This is a genomic window from Microbacterium sp. AISO3 (assembly GCF_002204305.1).
Classification (GTDB): domain Bacteria; phylum Actinomycetota; class Actinomycetes; order Actinomycetales; family Microbacteriaceae; genus Microbacterium; species Microbacterium arborescens.
Map to the genome: position 1 here is coordinate 1 of NZ_NHRF01000100.1, position 423 is coordinate 423.

The following is a 423-nucleotide window of genomic DNA, read 5'->3' on the forward strand; positions in this document are numbered from 1 at the left end:
GTACGTCCACGCTCGGCGCATGAGAACCCACTCAGCCCAAGATCAAACCCGACGTCGGCACACCCGTTCCGGCCGTGACGAGCACATGCTCGACATCCGGCACCGGGTTCACCGATGTCCCACGCAATTGCCGCACGCCCTCGGCGATTCCGTTCATCCCGTGTATGTAGGCCTCACCGAGTTGACCGCCGTGCGTGTTGATGGGCAGTCGCCCGCCGATTTCGATCGCGCCGCCGGCGATGAAGTCCTTGGCCTCACCCCGGCCGCAGAATCCCAACTCCTCCAACTGAATCAGCGTGAACGGCGTGAAGTGGTCGTACAGTACCGCGGTCTGGATGTCAGCAGGCTGCAACCCGGATTGCGCCCACATCTGGTCACCCACCACGCCCATCTCGGGCAGCCCGATCTCGGGCCGGTAGTAGC

The 423-nt window shown here is 64.1% G+C and carries 1 pseudogene; it reads right to left on the reverse strand.

The annotated features are described in order from the left end of the window. Positions 1–31: 31 nt before the first annotated feature. Positions 32–423, reverse strand: a pseudogene (locus CBF90_RS16505) (lipid-transfer protein); the annotation flags it as partial.